General features: G+C 60.5%; 16 protein-coding genes. 4 read left to right on the top strand and 12 right to left on the bottom strand.

Going from position 1 to position 17,941, the window contains the following annotated elements:
* Positions 1 to 30: 30 nt before the first annotated feature.
* The 7 genes from sigX to ppsA form a co-directional block, all read right to left on the bottom strand.
* Positions 31 to 621 (bottom strand): RNA polymerase sigma factor SigX, encoded by a 591-nt coding sequence (sigX, locus tag C7A17_RS22300; protein ID WP_106740664.1) that lies wholly within the window; start codon positions 619 to 621, stop codon positions 31 to 33.
* A gap of 82 nt (positions 622 to 703) precedes the next feature.
* Entirely contained in the window at positions 704 to 1,528 is an 825-nt protein-coding gene (locus C7A17_RS22295; protein WP_106740661.1) for a mechanosensitive ion channel family protein, read from the bottom strand.
* A 1-nt stretch (position 1,529) separates the two neighbouring features.
* Positions 1,530 to 1,775: a CrfX protein gene (locus C7A17_RS22290; RefSeq protein ID WP_106740659.1), complete on the bottom strand. Its 246-nt coding sequence runs from the start codon at positions 1,773 to 1,775 to the stop codon at positions 1,530 to 1,532.
* A 55-nt stretch (positions 1,776 to 1,830) separates the two neighbouring features.
* Positions 1,831 to 2,817: a CorA family divalent cation transporter gene (locus C7A17_RS22285; protein WP_106740656.1), complete on the bottom strand. Its 987-nt coding sequence runs from the start codon at positions 2,815 to 2,817 to the stop codon at positions 1,831 to 1,833.
* Between the two features lie 5 nt (positions 2,818 to 2,822).
* Complete coding sequence (gene rraA, locus C7A17_RS22280; RefSeq protein ID WP_106740654.1) at positions 2,823 to 3,311, bottom strand: ribonuclease E activity regulator RraA; 489 nt, start codon at positions 3,309 to 3,311, stop codon at positions 2,823 to 2,825.
* Between the two features lie 136 nt (positions 3,312 to 3,447).
* Complete coding sequence (locus C7A17_RS22275) at positions 3,448 to 4,434, bottom strand: alpha/beta fold hydrolase (protein ID WP_106740651.1); 987 nt, start codon at positions 4,432 to 4,434, stop codon at positions 3,448 to 3,450.
* A 225-nt stretch (positions 4,435 to 4,659) separates the two neighbouring features.
* Complete coding sequence (ppsA, locus tag C7A17_RS22270; RefSeq protein ID WP_106740648.1) at positions 4,660 to 7,032, bottom strand: phosphoenolpyruvate synthase; 2,373 nt, start codon at positions 7,030 to 7,032, stop codon at positions 4,660 to 4,662.
* Between the two features lie 321 nt (positions 7,033 to 7,353).
* On the opposite strand from ppsA, the gene ppsR reads away from it, so the two are divergent.
* Both ppsR and C7A17_RS22260 read left to right on the top strand, forming a co-directional pair.
* Complete coding sequence (gene ppsR / locus C7A17_RS22265) at positions 7,354 to 8,172, top strand: posphoenolpyruvate synthetase regulatory kinase/phosphorylase PpsR (protein WP_106740645.1); 819 nt, start codon at positions 7,354 to 7,356, stop codon at positions 8,170 to 8,172.
* Between the two features lie 17 nt (positions 8,173 to 8,189).
* Positions 8,190 to 8,819: a LysE family translocator gene (locus tag C7A17_RS22260; protein ID WP_106740642.1), complete on the top strand. Its 630-nt coding sequence runs from the start codon at positions 8,190 to 8,192 to the stop codon at positions 8,817 to 8,819.
* A 5-nt stretch (positions 8,820 to 8,824) separates the two neighbouring features.
* On the opposite strand, the gene prpF is transcribed toward C7A17_RS22260, so the two are convergent.
* From prpF to C7A17_RS22235, 5 genes are all read right to left on the bottom strand, one after another.
* Positions 8,825 to 10,012 carry a 2-methylaconitate cis-trans isomerase PrpF gene (gene prpF / locus C7A17_RS22255; protein WP_106740639.1) on the bottom strand — a complete coding sequence of 396 codons (1,188 nt, stop codon included), beginning with the start codon at positions 10,010 to 10,012 and terminating at the stop codon, positions 8,825 to 8,827.
* A 126-nt stretch (positions 10,013 to 10,138) separates the two neighbouring features.
* Entirely contained in the window at positions 10,139 to 12,748 is a 2,610-nt protein-coding gene (gene acnD / locus C7A17_RS22250) for a Fe/S-dependent 2-methylisocitrate dehydratase AcnD (protein ID WP_199796461.1), read from the bottom strand.
* Between the two features lie 14 nt (positions 12,749 to 12,762).
* Complete coding sequence (prpC, locus tag C7A17_RS22245; RefSeq protein WP_106740635.1) at positions 12,763 to 13,920, bottom strand: bifunctional 2-methylcitrate synthase/citrate synthase; 1,158 nt, start codon at positions 13,918 to 13,920, stop codon at positions 12,763 to 12,765.
* Positions 13,921 to 13,949: 29 nt separating this feature from the next.
* Positions 13,950 to 14,837: a methylisocitrate lyase gene (prpB, locus tag C7A17_RS22240; RefSeq protein WP_106740632.1), complete on the bottom strand. Its 888-nt coding sequence runs from the start codon at positions 14,835 to 14,837 to the stop codon at positions 13,950 to 13,952.
* Entirely contained in the window at positions 14,834 to 15,571 is a 738-nt protein-coding gene (locus C7A17_RS22235) for a GntR family transcriptional regulator (protein WP_106740630.1), read from the bottom strand. Before C7A17_RS22235 ends, prpB begins: the two co-directional genes overlap by 4 nt.
* Positions 15,572 to 15,870: 299 nt before the next feature.
* Between C7A17_RS22235 and rloA the strand changes: the two genes are divergently transcribed.
* Positions 15,871 to 16,407, top strand: a complete 537-nt coding sequence (gene rloA, locus C7A17_RS22230) for a retropepsin-like aspartic peptidase RloA (RefSeq protein WP_106740627.1) — start codon at positions 15,871 to 15,873, stop codon at positions 16,405 to 16,407.
* Positions 16,408 to 16,412: 5 nt separating this feature from the next.
* On the top strand, positions 16,413 to 17,939 hold the full coding sequence (rloB, locus tag C7A17_RS22225; protein ID WP_106740625.1) for an osmotic stress tolerance membrane protein RloB: 1,527 nt from the start codon (positions 16,413 to 16,415) through the stop codon (positions 17,937 to 17,939).
* The last annotated feature ends 2 nt before the right edge of the window (positions 17,940 to 17,941 follow it).

Here is a 17,941-nt window from a genome sequence, read left to right as displayed (position 1 = left end):
CGCCACTCCCTTAGTGGTCGGAAAGCTGAACTAAGTTTCGGAAGTTTCCGAAAATTTGTCCCGCAACCGATCCAATGCTCGCTTGTAGCGCATTTTCGTAGCGCTCAAGCCCATGTGCATGATGTCGGCAATCTCTTGAAACTCGAGCTCTGCGACAAAACGTAGCACCAGAATCTCGCGATCAATCGGGTTGACATGTACCAACCATCGATCCAAACCGCCTCGCTCCTCGACTTTGGGTGTCTTTTCGTCGGAAGCCTCTTCGAGCGGATCCAAACTTAAGGCGTCAATCAATCGACGCTTGCGCCGCTCTTTTCGATACTGAGTAATGCATTCGTTATAAGTAATGCTGTAAAGCCAGGTCTTGAACTTGGATTTACCCTCAAAGTTCTTAAGGCCATAGAGAACTTTCAGCATCACCTCCTGACAGACATCGTCAGCATCCCTTTCGTTCCCTAAATAACGCGCACACACGTTAAATAATGTGCGCTGGTAGCGCCTCATCAGCTCTTCATACGCACGAGTGATATGAAACAGCTCGTCATGGGCGCGTGCCACCAGCTCTTCATCGGTGAGCTCGCGGGGGTCGTAGCGCGTGGGCAGGGGCTGAGCTTTGTTCAAAACGAGTCGGGCCGACGGTCAGGACGAAAAGTGCCCGGCAGGTCATGCCTGCCGGGCAGCTGCATAAAATAACAGATTGGCGTCAGCGACTGTTCACGCGTTGCTCGAGCATCACTCGATTGGCCACCGATACCAGCTCACCGGTCTCGGTCAGCAGAATGGTTTTCACTGTGCCGATCTCTTCGATCTGGCCTTCGACCTCACCAACCTGCACTTGTTGCCCGACCTGGTACAACTCGCGCACATAAATTCCGGCCAGGATCTGACTGGCAATTTCGCGACTGCCCAAACCCAACGCCAACGCAACGGCCAGGCCAACGGAAATCAGCACGATGGCAATGACGTTGTTGAGCAGGTCGGTCTTGACCTCGAGCTGACCAATGGCAACGGAGATACTGATGATGATCACCAGACCCTGCGCTACACGCCCCAATCCATTGGCGTAATCCAGGCCTACGCCCTCGGCAGCACCACGCACCAGACCGCTGACCAACTGTGCCAGCAACACACCAGCCAGCAACACCAGAGCTGCGCCAAAGACTTTCGGCAGGTACAGCGCCAACACGTCAAGCGTCGCCGAAACGCGCTGCAGGCCCAGCGACTCAGCGGCTGAAACCAGGAAGATCAGCAGCACGAACCAATAGACGATCTTGCCGATCAGGGTCGATACCGAAGCCTGAATACCGACGCGAGCCAGCAGCTTGGTCAACCCGGTACCGGTCATCAGGCGATCCAGCCCGACCTTGCCCAGCAACTTCGAGAGCAGGGTGTCGAGCAACTTGGCCACGACGAAACCGAGCAGCACCAGCACCAGGGCGACGAACAGGTTGGGAATGAAGCCGGCAACCTTAGTCCACAGTGCGGTCATGGCTGAAATCAGGCTTTGGGTCCAGGGGTCGAGTTCCATTTCAATCTGCCTTGTCAGCGGAAACAGTGGATTGGGTACGGCGTGACACCGGGGCGACATGCGCCGAACCGTTGTTCAGGGCGATCATCAACGCCTCGAGCCAGTGGCCCATCAGGCTGAACAGATCACCAGCGCCGACTTGGCGGTTGGCGGTTTTGAGCACTCTGTGCAAGCAGGCATCATCGTCATGACTGGTTGGCGATGACTTGAGCAGATCACGCAGAGACTCTTCAAATGGATCGTGCATGCGCACCTCACGGGATGTCACGGCTAGACGCGGCAGCAGCGGACTGAGTCACACATCACAGCCAGCGCCAACGGCGAAACAACAGCACCTGCCCCACTGCCAGCAGCAGCATCAGGCCGCAGGCAATGAAAAAACCCACCGGATTCTCGGCGCCAGGAATACCACCGACGTTGATACCGAGCAGACCGGTAAGAAAGGTCAAAGGCAGGAACATGCCAGCGATCACCGTAAAGCGGTACATGATGCGGTTCATGCGTTCGCCCAGGCGCTGACCTTCGGCCTCGAGCACCAGACTGACCCGCTCGCGGATCAGCTCCAACTCCTCCAGGTATCGGGTCAGCCGATTGTGCAGTTCGTTCCAGTAACCGTCGTCATCCTCGACGAACCAGGGTTGTCGGCTGCGCATCATCTGCGCATACAGATCACGCTGCGGCGCCAGGAATCGACGCAGGCTGGCGGCACGCCGTCGAAGCTGCAGCATCAGGCCGTGATCGGGCCGATAGCGCTCGTCACCATCCAGGCGATCCTCTTCGACATCGAGCCGATCACTCAGCTCGGCAATCAGGTCATCGACTCGATTGGTCAGGTGTCGGGCCAACTCCAGCAGCAGTTCCGAGGAAGTCCTCGGCCCCTTCCCGGCCATCAAGTCGGCGATCAACGCATCCGTGGCCAACAATGGCCGCAGGCGCAGGGAAATCACCCGCCGCGCATCGGCGAAAATGCGCACCGATACCATGTCCTCGGGCTCCGCCCCTGGATTACGGTTGATACCGCGCAGAAACAGCAACAGCTCATTGTTTGGCAGCGGCAGCAGACGCGGGCGGGTGTTCTCTTCAAGCAACAGGTCACAACTGAACTCGTCCAGACCGCTGTGCTCGCGCAACCAGTGCTGAGCCTGCGCCTGACTACGATCCCAGTGCAACCAGAGGCTTTCCTGCTCGCCCAGTCGCAGGTCTTCGAGGGCGCCGTGGCTGATGCTGCGCGCACCACCACGCCCATCCAGCACGAATGCATGCAGCAGCGCCGAGTCCTGATCGAGCATAGGGCTTATTCCGGCATGCTCAGCGCTTGCGGGGAGGCGATGATGCCATTGTTGTCGGCGTACAGATAATCACCTGGCCTGAAGGTCACGCCGCCAAAAGTAACCGGGACATTCAAATCACCGATGCCACGCTTGTCGGTCTTCATCGGATGACTGGCCAGCGCCTGAACGCCCAGGTCGGTCTGGGCGATGACATCCACATCACGGATGCAACCGTAGACGACGATACCTTCCCAGCCGTTTTTGGCCGCTTTCTCGGCGAGCATGTCACCCAGCAGCGCACGACGCAGGGAACCACCTCCGTCGACCACTAGAACCTTGCCCTTGCCAGGCAGGTCGACTTGCTCCTTCACCAGCGAGTTGTCTTCATGGCACTTGATGGTGACGATTTCACCACCAAAGGAGTCGCGACCACCGTAGTTGGCGAACATCGGCTCGACGACCTGAACCAGCTCCGGGTAGGCGTCGCACAGATCGGGCGTGATGTAGTGCATGGCGAAACTCCTTTCAACGGTCAGTGAAAAAGCAGCTTTCTATGATGAACGGCTATCCGCCACTCGGCTCCGAGAATGACCAAAGCCAATCAAAGCGTCACATCTTACCGGCATGGCGCAGCCGAAGAAACGTCTATCAGGCTGGAGCCAGCCCCGGCTCGGAGAAGCCTGCCGGTAACTCTAGATGTTCCAGCCAATACTCGACCAATGGCCAGACTTCACGCTGCGCGTCCTTGCTGACCAGCATCTCGATGTGGCCGAAATCGCTGGAAAAGCCATTTTCCTTGCCCAACAGCAAAAACCGCGTCGTTGCTTCGCTGCATTGCTGCAGCAACTTGCGACAGGCCCATGCAGGATCCTGATGATCATTGGTGGCCCCTACCGCCAGAACCGGCAATCGTACCCGGGCAAGCCCGGCCCACCAATCCTGCTCAGCATCACCGAAGCGCCCGAACAGTTTCAGCCAACGCAAGGTTTCCAGCGCAAGCCCGATGGGCTCGTCCTCCGGGCCACGTTTCAGCCTGCGCCCCGATAGATAGGGGAATGAGCGCAACAGCAGGCGACTACCCCACTCCACTGGAGGCACTTTCAGCGGCCAGTAGGTACGGCTGATCTGACTGCCGAACAGAGCTACCGAACGGGCGCGCGACTCATCGAGAAAACCGCCGCCAAGTGCCGCGGCCAGAATGACCCCACCCAGCGAGTGACCAAGCCAGTGCGCTGCCTGCCCACACTGCTCGAAGATAAAGTCAGCAATAGCCGGTAGATCGTAACGCACGTACTGCGCCACATTGTTCTCTCGATAACTGTCGTTACGTGGCGACAGGCCGTGGCCGCGCATCTCGGCGATCCACACATCGAATCCGGCACGTGCAAGGTAAGCCCCCAAACCGATGCCCTTGGGCGAATACCAGAAGCGCCGATTGGAAAAACTGCCGTGCAGAAGCACCACGGGCACGCCCCGCGTACTTTCGGCACCCGCCCGCCCAAGGCGAGTCAAGGCCAGTTCGACACTGAAGTCCGGGCTGTTGTTGGGTTTCAGAAGATAAACGTCTTCACTGAGGTCGCCACGCAGCTCGGCGCTGATCAGAGAAACGGGAAAAAGCTCACTACTGCTTTGCATGGATCAGGTGACCGCAACGGCGCTATGCCACAAAGGGAACGAAGGCGGAATCAAAACCCTGATGCCAGGCCAGTCAAGGAAACGCCGCAACTTCTTTGCGAAGTCGCGGCGTTTCCTTGAGTTATCGGCTCAACGTAGGGCGGGTACAAGCCGCCTGCTTTGCAGTGGCGGGTTATACCCACCCTACGCGCTTGTCGACATTAGGATCGGATCGACTGTTTGCTCTCAGGCAGGCTGCGTCTCGGCCAGGAAGAACCAGGTGTCGAGCACAGAGTCAGGGTTCAGCGAAACACTCTCGATACCCTGCTCCATCAGCCACTTGGCCAGATCCGGGTGATCCGACGGGCCCTGGCCGCAGATGCCGATGTATTTGCCAGCCTTGTTGCAGGCGGCAATGGCGTTGGCCAGCAGCTTCTTCACGGCCGGGTTACGCTCATCGAACAGGTGGGCGACGATGCCGGAGTCGCGATCCAGGCCCAGGGTCAACTGGGTCAGGTCGTTGGAACCGATGGAGAAACCGTCGAAGAACTCGAGGAACTCGTCGGCCAGCAGCGCGTTGGACGGCAGCTCGCACATCATGATGACTTTCAGGCCATCCTGGCCACGGGCCAGGCCATTGCTGGCCAGCAGCTCGACCACTTGAGACGCTTCGCCCAGGGTGCGTACGAACGGCACCATGATCTCGACGTTGGTCAGCCCCATCTCGTTGCGCACTTTCTTCAGAGCACGGCATTCCAGCTCGAAGCAGTCGCGGAAGGATTCGCTGATGTAGCGCGAGGCGCCACGGAAGCCCAGCATCGGGTTTTCTTCTTCCGGTTCGTACAGCTTGCCGCCGATCAGGTTGGCGTATTCGTTGGACTTGAAGTCCGACAGGCGCACGATGACCTTTTTCGGCCAGAAGGCGGCGGCCAGGGTGCTGATGCCCTCGACCAGTTTCTCGACGTAGAAGTCGACCGGATCACCGTAGCCGGCGATGCGCTTCTCGACGCTGTCCTTGATCTCCGGCGGCAGGCTGGAGAAGTTCAGCAGCGCCTTCGGGTGCACGCCGATCATACGGTTGATGATGAATTCCAGACGGGCCAGGCCCACACCTTCGTTCGGCAGTTGAGCGAAGTCGAAGGCGCGATCCGGGTTGCCGACGTTCATCATGATCTTGAACGGCAGATCCGGCATGGCATCGACCGAGTTCTTGCGGATGTCGAAGCCCAACTCGCCTTCGAAGATGAAGCCAGTGTCGCCCTCGGCGCAAGATACGGTGACGCCCTGCCCGTCCTTCAGCACACTGGTGGCATTGCCGCAACCGACCACGGCCGGAATGCCCAGTTCACGGGCGATGATCGCTGCGTGGCAGGTACGGCCACCACGGTTGGTGACGATGGCGCTGGCGCGCTTCATCACCGGCTCCCAGTCCGGGTCGGTCATGTCGGAGACCAGCACGTCACCGGGCTGCACCTTGTCCATCTCGGATACGTCGTGGATCACCCGTACCTTGCCGGCACCGATGCGCTGGCCGATGGCTCGGCCTTCGACCAGCACGGTGCCCTTCTCTTTCAGCAGGTAGCGCTCCATCACGGTGGCGCTGGCGCGGCTCTTCACGGTTTCCGGACGGGCCTGCACGATGTACAGCTTGCCGTCATCGCCGTCCTTGGCCCACTCGATGTCCATCGGGCGGCCGTAGTGCTTCTCGATGATCAGTGCCTGCTTGGCCAGTTCGCTGACCTCGGTGTCGCTGATGCAGAAGCGCGCACGCTCGGCGCGGTCGACTTCAACGGTCTTGACCGAGCGACCGGCCTTGGCCTCGTCGCCGTAGACCATCTTGATCGCCTTGCTGCCCAGATTGCGACGCAGAATCGCCGGGCGGCCCGCTTCCAGGGTCGGCTTGTGCACGTAGAACTCGTCAGGGTTCACCGCGCCCTGCACCACGGTCTCGCCCAGACCGTAGGCGCCGGTGATGAACACCACATCACGGAAACCGGATTCGGTGTCCAGGGTAAACATCACGCCGGCAGTGCCGGTTTCCGAGCGCACCATGCGCTGCACACCGGCGGACAGGGCGACCAGCTTGTGGTCGAAGCCCTGGTGCACGCGGTAGGCGATCGCGCGGTCGTTGAACAGGGAAGCGAAGACTTCCTTGGCTGCGCGGATCACGTTGTCCACACCGCGAATGTTGAGGAAGGTTTCCTGCTGACCGGCGAAGGAGGCATCCGGCAGGTCTTCAGCGGTGGCAGAGGAACGCACGGCCACGGCCATGTTGTCGTTGCCAGCGCTCATGGTGGCGAAGGCTTCGCGGATCTGCTTATCCAATTCGGCCGGGAATTCGGCGTCCATCACCCACTGGCGAATCTGCGCGCCGGTCTTGGCCAGGGCGTTGACGTCGTCGACGTCGAGGGCGTCGAGCGCTGCGTGGATCTGCGCATTCAGGCCGCTTTGCTCGAGAAAGTCGCGGTAGGCCTGAGCCGTAGTGGCGAAACCGCCGGGAACCGAAACGCCGGCACCAGCCAGGTTGCTGATCATCTCGCCGAGGGATGCGTTCTTGCCCCCCACATGCTCAACATCGTGATTGCCGAGCTTATCGAGGGAAACTACGTACTCTACCAAGGTGATCTCTCCACTAAGATGTTGGAAAAGCTCAGAATTTGCGTAAAGCCAGCTGCGCGTCGGCCCTGCTGCGTCAAAAACAGGCTCGTAATGCTCAGGTGCTACAGCACACTCCGCTTACTCGCCTGTTTTTTCCTTGCATGGCTCTAGCTCGCAAGCCTTTATACAAATTCTTGGAGGGCTGGATGATCCGGCGGCGCGCTGCCGCAAGATTGTGGCCTTGCCCTTGAATAAGTAACAATGCCAGAACCCGTGGGCCCCGGCGAAAAACGCGGCCTATCATAGCCAAGAATCGAACTCAGCTTAAGGCCTTTGGCGCAAATGAAACGAACCGCTTTCTTCATCTCCGATGGCACCGGCATTACTGCCGAAACCCTGGGTCAGAGCCTGCTCGCACAGTTCGAGAACATCCAGTTCACCAAATTGACGCGTCCTTATATCGACAGCGTCGAAAAAGCGCGCGCCATGGTACAACAAATCGATGCTGCCGCCGAAAGAGACGGAGTCCGCCCGATCATCTTCGACACCATCGTCAATCGCGATATTCGTGCGATCCTCGATACCGCCAATGGTTTCATGATCGATATCTTTTCCACCTTTCTTTCCCCACTGGAACAGGAGTTGAGCTCTCATTCCTCCTACTCCGTGGGTAAATCACACTCCATCGGCCAGCACACCAATTACATGGAGCGTATCGAGGCGGTCAACTTCGCCCTCGATAATGACGACGGCGCCCGCACCCACTATTACGACAAGGCCGATCTGATTCTGGTTGGCGTATCACGCTGCGGCAAAACGCCCACCTGCCTGTATATGGCCATGCAATATGGCATTCGCGCAGCCAACTATCCGTTGACCGAAGACGATATGGAACGCCTGCAGCTTCCAGAATCGCTGAAAAAATACCGCGACAAGCTGTTCGGCCTGACCATCGACCCAGATCGCCTTACCGCCATTCGCCACGAGCGCAAGCCCAACAGTCGCTACGCCAGCTTCGCCCAGTGCGAGTTCGAGGTGCGCGAAGTGGAGGGTCTGTTCCGCCGCGAAAACATCGCGTTCATCAATTCCACGCATTTCTCGGTCGAGGAAATCTCGGCCAAGATTCTGGTGGAAAAAGGCGTGGAACGCCGCCTCAAGTAACCTTTCGCGAGCCCATCATGACGCTCAACGATGCCCTGCTGTTCGCCCCCGTCGCTCTTCTGATCGCCATAACCCCGGGGCCGAACAATTTCTGCGCGATGAACAACGGCATCCGCCATTGCGTGGGCACCGCGCTGCTGGCCACCACCGGACGAGTCGTCGCCTTCGCCTTTTTCCTGCTGGTTTCGGCGGTCGGTCTCGGCGCGATGCTGCTGGCGTCCGAGCACGTGTTCACAGCTATCAAATGGATCGGTGCCGCCTACCTGATCTACCTGGGCATCAACGCCTGGCGCAGTCGCGCCTTCGCCCTGAGTGAGCAGCAGGACGCGCTACCACCACGACGCAACCTGTGGCTGGCGGCACGCCAGGAGTTTCTCATCGGTATCAGCAACCCCAAGGCCATCCTGTTGTTCGCGGCGATCTTCCCGCAATTCATCCGCCCCGACCAGCCAGCCCCCGAACAGTTTCTCTACCTGGGCACGACCTACCTGCTGGCCGAATACGTGGCCTCGCTGTTGTATGCGCTATTCGGCCTGCAGATTCGCCGTCTGATCAGAACCGCTCGTGGTGTGCGCAACCTCAACCGTACCACCGGCGCCTTCTTTGTCGGCGCCGGCGGCGTCCTGCTGGGCACCAGCCAGCACTGAGCGACTCAGAAACTGTCGCCCGGTACCCGCACCCAGCCTTCCATCAAGATGCGTGCGCTGCGGCTCATCACCGCTTTGGTCACCGTCCACTGGCCGTCGACCTTTTGCGCCTGCGCACCGACACGCAAAGTGCCGGACGGATGACCGAAACGCACCGCTTCGCGCTCGCCACCACCAGCGGCCAGGTTGACCAGCGTCCCCGGAATCGCCGCCGCCGTACCGATGGCCACCGCGCAGGTGCCCATCATCGCGTGGTGCAGCTTGCCCATGGACAGCGCGCGCACCAGCAGGTCGACCTCCCCGGCCTTGATATCCTTGCCACTGGAGGTGCGGTAATCCTTGGGCGGACTGACGAAGGCGATCTTCGGGGTGTGCTGACGTGTCGCAGCCTCCTCGGCCGTCTTGATCAGTCCCATGCGCAGGGCGCCAGCGATACGAATCTGCTCGAAGCGCGCCAACTGCGCCGGGTCACCGTTGATGGCCTCACGCAGCTCGGTGCCCTGGTAGCCGATATCCTCAGCGTTGACGAAGACCGTCGGAATGCCCGCAGTGATCATCGTCGCCTTGAAGGTACCGATGCCGGGCACATCGAGGTCGTCGACCAGGTTGCCGGTCGGGAACATCGAGCCACCCTCCTCGCCATCATCGGACGGGTCGAGGAACTCCAGCACGATCTCCGCCGCCGGGAAGGTCACCCCGTCCAACTCGAAATCGCCGGTTTCCTGCACCTCGCCAGCCGTGACCGGCACATGGGCGATGATGGTTTTCTGGATATTGGCCTGCCAGATGCGCACCACACAGGTACCGTTTTCGGGAATCCGTGCGGGATCGACCAGGCCGGCATGGATGGCAAAGGCGCCGGCCGCGGTGGACAGGTTGCCGCAGTTACCACTCCAGTCGACGAAGGCCTTGTCGATGGAGACCTGGCCGTAGAGGTAATCGACGTCGTGCTCTGGCTGGCTGCTTTTCGACAGGATCACGCACTTGGAAGTCGACGAAGTAGCGCCGCCCATGCCGTCGATATGCGCCGAGTACGGGTCAGGGCTACCAATCACGCGCATAAATAGCCTATCGCGCGCCTCGCCTGGCACCTGGCAACGCTCGGGCAGATCCTGCAGACGGAAGAACACACCCTTGCTAGTGCCGCCACGAATGTAGGTAGCGGGGATTTTCACTTGAGGTACATGGGACATACACACAGCCCTGAAAAAGTAGCCCGGATGCAATCCGGGAATGACGGCGCGGTTCTCCCGGATTGCATCCGGGCTACGCGCACCTACAGGAGTTGTGCCGGCCCGTTGACGGGCCGGCATGTCACGTCAAGCCACAGCGCCCTTGAGGAAGTCCTTGGCAAAACGCTGCAGCACACCACCGGCCTTGTACACACTGACATCGGCTGCGGTATCCAGACGGCAGGTCACCGGCACGCGCACCACCTCACCGCTGCGGCGATTGACCACCAGGGTCAGGTCGCAGCGCGGCGAAATATCGCCCTCGATGTCATAGGTCTCGGTGCCATCCAGGCCCAAGGTCAGGCGCGTGGTGCCCGGTTTGAACTCTACCGGCAGCACACCCATACCCACCAGGTTGGTGCGGTGGATGCGCTCGAAGCCTTCGGCGACGATCACTTCCACACCCGCCAGGCGTACGCCTTTGGCCGCCCAGTCACGAGACGAACCCTGGCCGTAGTCGGCACCGGCAACGATGATCAGGTTCTGCTTGCGGTTCATGTAGGTCTCGATGGCTTCCCACATGCGCATCACCTGGCCTTCAGGCTCCACGCGGGCCAGCGAACCCTTCTTCACCTGGCCGTCGACCACGGCCATTTCGTTGACCAGTTGCGGGTTGGCGAAGGTGGCGCGTTGCGCGGTCAGGTGGTCGCCACGGTGGGTGGCGTAGGAGTTGAAGTCCTCTTCCGGCAGGCCCATTTTCGCCAGGTACTCACCTGCAGCCGAATCCGCCAGGATGGCATTGGACGGTGACAGGTGATCGGTGGTGATGTTGTCCGGCAGGATCGCCAGCGGCAGCATGCCCTTGAGCGTGCGCTCGCCAGCCAGCGCGCCTTCCCAGTATGGCGGACGGCGAATATAGGTGGACATCGGGCGCCAATCGTACAGCGGGCTCTCGGCCTCCTGCACGCTACCCAGATCGAACATCGGGATATAGATCTGCTTGAACTGCTCGGGCTTCACACTCGCCGCGACGATGGCGTCGATCTCCTCGTCGCTCGGCCACAGATCCTTCAGCGTGATGGGGTTGCCCTGAGCATCGGTGCCCAGCGCACCCTGCTCGATATCGAAGCGCACGGTGCCAGCGATGGCGTAGGCCACTACCAGCGGCGGCGAGGCGAGGAAGGCCTGCTTGGCGTAGGGGTGGATGCGCCCGTCGAAGTTGCGGTTACCCGAGAGCACGGCGGTGGCGTACAGGTCGCGATCGATGATTTCCTTCTGGATCACCGGATCCAGCGCGCCGGACATGCCGTTACAGGTGGTGCAGGCGTAGGCGACGATGCCGAAGCCGAGCTTCTCCAGCTCTGACAGTAGACCGGCCTCTTCCAAGTATAGCTTGGCGACCTTGGAGCCTGGCGCGAAGGAGGTCTTCACCCAGGGCTTGCGCACCAGACCCAGCGCGTTGGCCTTCTTCGCCACCAGGCCGGCGGCGATGACGTTGCGCGGGTTGGAGGTGTTGGTGCAACTGGTGATGGCAGCGATGATCACCGCGCCATCGGGCATCAGGCCTTCGGCCTCCTCAACCTTACCGCTCTGCAGCTTGGTCTCGTCGGCAATGCCACGCTCGGCCAGTGCCGAGGTCGGCAGGCGGCGATGCGGGTTGCTCGGGCCGGCCATGTTGCGCACTACGCTGCCCAGGTCGAAGCGCAACACACGCTCGTACTCGGCGGTTTTCAGCGCGTCGCTCCACAGGCCGAGGGTCTTGGCGTAGGTTTCCACCAGCGCCACCTGCTCAGGCTCGCGACCGGTGAGCTTGAGGTAGTCGATGGTCTGGCCGTCGATATAGAACATCGAGGCCGTGGCGCCGTATTCCGGGCACATATTGGAGATGGTCGCGCGGTCGCCGATGGACAGGCTGTCGGCACCCTCACCGAAGAACTCGACCCAAGCGCCAACCACCCTTTCCTTGCGCAGGAATTCGGTGATCGCCAGAACGATGTCAGTGGCAGTGATGCCCGGCTGACGCTTGCCAATCAACTCGACACCGACGATATCGGGCAGGCGCATCATCGACGGATGGCCGAGCATCACGGTCTCGGCCTCCAGACCACCGACGCCAATGGCGATCACGCCCAGAGCGTCCACATGCGGCGTGTGCGAGTCGGTGCCGACGCAGGTGTCGGGGAAGGCAATGCCGCCGCGCGCCTGGATCACCGGGCTCATCTTCTCCAGGTTGATCTGGTGCATGATGCCGTTGCCCGCAGGGATCACATCGACGTTCTTGAACGCGGTTTTCGTCCAGTCGATGAAGTGGAAGCGATCCTCGTTGCGACGATCCTCGATGGCGCGATTCTTCTCGAAGGCGTCCGGGTCGAAACCCGGCGCCTCCACGGCTAGCGAATGGTCAACGATCAACTGGGTCGGCACCACCGGGTTGACCTTGGACGGATCACCGCCCTGCTCGGCGATGGCGTCGCGTAGACCTGCCAGGTCGACCAACGCGGTCTGGCCAAGAATGTCATGGCAGACAACGCGCGCCGGGTACCAGGGAAAGTCCAGGTCGCGCTTGCGGTAGACCAGCTGCTCCAACGACGCGGTCAGATCCTGCGGGTCACAACGGCGGACCAGTTGCTCGGCGAGCACCCGCGAGGTGTAGGGGAGCCTCGCCCAGGCGCCGGCCTGGATCGCCTCGACCGCCTCACGAGCATCGAAGTAATCCAGCGCGGTACCGGGCAGACGCTTGCGGTATTGGCTATTCACGGTGTCGTTCATGGTTATTTACGATCCTTGAGCGGCACGAACTTCAGGTCTTCAGGGCCTGTGTAGTTGGCGCTCGGGCGGATGATCTTGCCGTCGATGCGCTGCTCGATGACGTGAGCGGACCAGCCGGCGGTACGGGCGATGACGAACAGCGGGGTGAACATGGCGGTGGGCACGCCCATCATGTGGTAGCTCACGGCGCTGAACCAATCGAGATTGGGGAACATCTTCTTGATTTCCCACATCACGCTTTCCAGGCGCTCGGCGATGTCATACATCTTGGTATTGGACTGCTCAACGGACAGCTGCTGGGCAACTTCCTTGATCACCTTGTTGCGTGGGTCGGACACGGTATAGACCGGGTGGCCGAAGCCGATCACCACTTCCTTCTTCTCGACACGGGCGCGGATGTCGGCCTCGGCCTCGTCCGGATTGTCGTAGCGTTTCTGGATCTCGAAAGCCACTTCGTTGGCGCCGCCATGTTTCGGGCCACGTAGCGCGCCGATGGCACCGGCGATGCAGGAGAACATGTCCGATCCGGTACCGGCGATCACCCGCGAGGTGAAGGTCGACGCATTGAATTCGTGCTCGGCGTACAGATTCAGCGAGGTGTGCATGGCGCGCACCCAGGACTCGCGCGGCTTCTCACCGTGCAGCAAGTGCAGGAAGTGGCCGCCGATGGAGTCGTCGTCGGTTTCCACGTCGATGCGCTTGCCGTTGTGGCTGTAGTGGTACCAGTACAGCAGCGCCGAGCCGAGGGAGGCCATCAGCTTGTCGGCGATATCGCGGGCACCCGGATGGTTATGGTCGTCCTTTTCCGGCGCCAGGCAACCCAGCACGGATACGGCGGTGCGCATCACGTCCATCGGGTGAGCCGAAGGCGGCAGGGTTTCCAGCGCGGCCTTGACGCCAGCCGGCAGGCCGCGCAGAGCCTTCAGTCTGGTCTTGTAACCGGCCAGTTCGGCGGCATTGGGCAGCTTGCCATGCACCAGCAGGTGGGCGATTTCCTCGAACTCGCAACGGTTGGCGAAGTCGAGCACGTCATAGCCACGGTAATGCAGGTCGTTACCAGTGCGGCCAACGGTGCACAAGGCCGTATTGCCGGCGGCAGTGCCGCTCAGGGCGACGGATTTCTTCGGTTTGAAGCCAGGGGTGGTTTCAGTGGCACTCATGGTTATCTCCTCGAATCTTCTTGTTCTTTTTACTTCTTGCCGGCGGCGAACAGCGCATCGAGCTTCTGCTCGAAGGCGTGGTAGCCAATACGGTCGTAAAGCTCGACGCGGGTTTGCATCAAGTCGATCACGTCTTTCTGGTGGCCGGTCTGGCGGATCGCGGTGTAGACAGTTTCCGCCGCCTTGTTCGCGGCACGGAATGCCGACAGCGGATACAGCTGAATGGCCACGCCGACCGAGGCCAGCTCGTCACGGGTGAACAGCGGCGTAGCGCCGAATTCGGTGATATTGGCCAGAATCGGCACGTTCAGCGCATCGACGAAACGTTTGTAGGTAGGCAGGTCGTAGGCCGCTTCAGCGAAGATGGCGTCGGCACCGGCTTCGACGTAGCGCAAGCAACGCTCGATGGCTGCGTCCACGCCCTCGGCCTGGATGGCGTCGGTGCGGGCAATGAGGAAGAAATCCGGATCGGTCTTGGCATCGGCGGCGGCCTTGACCCGGTCGACCATTTCCTCGCAGGAGACGATCTCCTTACCCGGACGATGACCGCAGCGCTTGGCACCTACCTGATCCTCGATGTGCGCGGCGGCGGCACCGGCCTTGATCAGGCTCTTGATGGTGCGCTCGATATTGAAGGCCGAAGGGCCAAAACCGGTATCGACATCCACCAGCAGCGGCAAGTCGCAGACATCGGTGATGCGGCGCACGTCGGTCAGCACGTCGTCCAGGGTGTTGATTCCCAGATCAGGCAGCCCAAGGGAACCAGCGGCCACACCGCCACCGGACAGGTAGATCGCGCGAAAACCCGCACGCTTGGCCAGCAGCGCATGGTTGGCGTTGATCGCACCGATTACCTGCAGCGGTTGCTCTTCGGCGAGGGCCTGGCGGAAGCGTTGGCCGGCGGAAAGCTGGGTCATGAATCACCTCGGGTCTTGGATGAAGTGGCGAGCGCACCTTGCCCGTTCTGAGCAACATAGTGGCGCTCGATATTGCGCTTGGAAGCGCCGATGTGACGGCGCATCAGCAGTTCGGCCAGTTCGCCGTCACGGTCGGCGATGGCATCGAGAATGCGGTGGTGTTCGGCAAAGGCCTGGTGTGGCCGATTCGGGGTAGCGGAGAACTGCAGGCGGTACATGCGCACCAGTTGGTACAGCTCATCGCACAGCAGCTTGGCCAGGGTGCGGTTACCACTGCCCTGGATGATCCGATAATGGAAGTCGAAATCACCCTCCTGCTGGTAGTAGCCGACGCCAGCCTTGAAGGCGGCGTCCTGCTCATGCAGCTCCAGCACACGACGCAGTTCGTCGATCTCTTTCTGGGTCATGCGCTCGGCAGCCAGGCGGCAGGCCATGCCCTCGAGCGATTCACGAATCTCATACAGCTCGATCAGTTCGGCATGGCTGAGCGAAACCACTCGCGCGCCCACATGCGGCACCCGCACCAGCAGCTTCTGCCCTTCCAGGCGATGAATCGCCTCGCGCAGCGGGCCACGGCTGATGCCATAGGTACGTGCCAACTCAGGCTCGGAAATCTTGCTGCCGGGAGCAATCTCACCCTTGACGATAGCGGCCTGAATCAGGCGGAAGACGTGTTCGGAAAGTGTTTCCGAATCCACCTGAGGCGCTGCGGGAACCTCTGATTCGAGCAACATGATTGTCGACACCATTGATATTAGGCACCGACAAAACTACGCCAAAAAGCCAAAATCGTCAAAGCAGACCAAAGCATTGTCGACAATATTATTGAACCAACCGACAGCATCGACCGCTGACGTTACTTGCAGAAAGCTACATAAGCGTCTGTCTGCATGGAAAATCTCCATGCTAGAATGGCGCCCGCTCACGCCGCGCCACATGCCCGGCTATGCCTGCTAGACTCCTGACAGGCAAATGCGTCGGTAAATTGCCGTCAGTCGCCCACATGCCCCTGGCAACATCCCTTCAAGGACTTATGACACTCAAGCCCTTCGCCCTGTTGCTTTGCCTGCTCGCTCTCTCCTGCCCAAGTCTTGCGGCCGGCAAAACCATTTATGGTCTCAACGAATACATCCTCATCCAGGATCTCGATCTGGTCGTTGCAGGCAAACTCGACACTGGCGCCAAGACTGCCTCGCTCAGTGCGCGCGATATCAAACGCTTCAAACGTGACGGGGAAACCTGGGTTCGTTTCGTCCTGGCCATCGACGGTGCAGAAGATCAGATCGTCGAGCGGCCACTGGCGCGTATCAGCAAGATCAAACGCCGTGCCGGTGACTTCGATCCGGACGAAGGCAAGACCTACACACCACGCCCGGTTATCGAGCTTCACCTGTGCATGGGACAGGCCCTGCGCACGATCGAAGTGAACTTGACCGACCGAAGCGCATTCCAATACCCGCTGCTGATTGGCTCCGAAGCGCTGAAAAACTTCGAAGCCGTGATCGATCCAAGCCTTAAATACGCTGCCGGCAAGCCCGGCTGCGATTCTGACGCAACCCCTGGCGAGTAATTCCCATGCGCTCTCTGAACCTACATCTGAAAATCCTGATCACCTTGCTGGTGGCTCTGGGTGTTCTGATTACGGCATATCAAATCTTCATCCTCGGCATTCCGGTGACCGAAGACGAGACCGACGACCTGTGGAACATCGACGCCAAGGTCGAATTCCAGGCCAGCCCGCGCGAACCGGTGAAACTGCAGATGTTCGTGCCGCCGCTGAACCAGGATTACGTGAGCCTCAACGAGAGCTTCATCTCCAACAACTATGGCGTGAGCGTCAACCGTGTCGACGGCAACCGCCGCGTCACCTGGTCCGCCCGCCGCGCCAACGGCAAGCAGACCCTCTACTACCGCCTGGTACTGACCAAGCGCTACAGCGGTGAACAGACTCAGGCCAAAGGCCCGATCTTCCGCGATAGCCTGCCTGTGGAAGGCCCGGAGAAAATTGCCGCAGAAGCCCTGCTGGCACCGATCCGCCAACACTCGGCGGATGTCGAGACCTTCATCAGCGAGACCATCAAGCGCGTCAACAACGTGGGTGACGATAACGTCAAGCTGCTGCTTGGCGGCGATGCCTCCACGGTAAACAAGGCCAAGGTGGTCGACCTGCTGCTGTCCATCGCCCACGTGCCGATGGAGCGCGTGCACACCATTCGCCTGCAAGCCGAAGTCGCTCAGTCGCCTGAACTCTGGCTGCGCAGTTTCAATGGCCAGAAATGGCTGTACTTCAACCCTGAATCCGGCGAGCAGGGCCTGCCTGCCGACCGCCTGGTCTGGTGGATTGGCGACGGCGACCTGGTCAGCCTCGAAGGCGGCCGCCAAGCAGCCGTCAGTTTCAGCCTGAACAACAGCGAGATGAACGCCATCCGCCTGGCCAAGCTGACCGACGAGAACACCGACGCCACCTTCCTGGAGTACTCGCTGTATGGCCTGCCACTGCAGACCCAGCAAACCTTCATGATCATGGTGATGATCCCGATCGGCGTACTGGTGATCCTGATCCTGCGCAACCTCGGTGGCCTGCAAACTCTGGGTACCTTCACCCCGGTGCTGATCGCCCTCGCCTTCCGCGAGACGCAGCTGGGCTTCGGCATCTTCCTGTTCACGGTAATCACCGCGCTCGGCCTGTCATTACGTTCCTATCTGGAGCACCTGAAGCTGCAGATGCTGCCACGCCTGTCGGTGGTGCTGACCTTCGTTGTGGTACTGATCGCCACCATCAGCCTGTTCAGCCACAAGCTGGGCCTGGAACGCGGCCTGTCCGTCGCCCTGTTCCCGATGGTGATTCTGACCATGACCATCGAACGTCTGTCGATCACCTGGGAAGAACGTGGCGGTGGCCATGCCTTCAAGGTGGCCATCGGCACCCTGTTCGCCGCGACCATCGCGCACCTGCTGATGAGCGTGCCGGAGCTGGTCTACTTCGTGTTCACCTTCCCGGCGGTTCTGCTGATCCTGGTCGGTTTCATGCTGGCGATGGGGCGTTACCGCGGCTACCGCCTGACCGAACTGTTCCGCTTCAAAGCCTTCCTCAAGGACTAAGC

Origin of the sequence: Pseudomonas mendocina (assembly GCF_003008615.1) — a bacterium.
GTDB classification, from domain to species: Bacteria; Pseudomonadota; Gammaproteobacteria; order Pseudomonadales; family Pseudomonadaceae; genus Aquipseudomonas; species Aquipseudomonas mendocina_C.
Note: the sequence above shows the minus strand (reverse complement) of the source record. Positions and strands in the feature narration are given on the sequence as shown.